Origin of the sequence: Weissella minor, from assembly GCF_001437425.1 — a bacterium.
Classification (GTDB): Bacteria; Bacillota; Bacilli; order Lactobacillales; family Lactobacillaceae; genus Weissella; species Weissella minor.
The window spans coordinates 1-231 of record NZ_JQCD01000013.1; the positions used below are offsets into that span (position 1 = coordinate 1).

Annotated in this window: 1 protein-coding gene; it reads right to left on the reverse strand. The window is 46.3% G+C overall.

Annotated elements, in window-relative coordinates:
• Positions 1–231 (reverse strand): GA module-containing protein (locus IV67_RS01255; protein ID WP_057786343.1); only part of this gene is annotated, 231 nt, incomplete at both ends.

Genomic DNA, 231 nt, shown 5'->3' on the forward strand with positions numbered 1-231 from the left:
AATTTCGCTTTGGTCGGCTCCCTTATCAATGGCGTCCTTAATCGCATCCTTAGTTTTTTCATCTAAGTTCTCTAAGTCGTCAATGGCATCCTTTGCTGCGTCCTTGGCATCTTGCAAGTCCTTATCAGCCTTATCTTGGTCTGCCTTATCCTTAGCGGCTTGGTCGTCCTTCTTAGCGTCTTCGACAATCTTATCAATTTCGCTTTGGTCGGCTCCCTTATCAATGGCGTC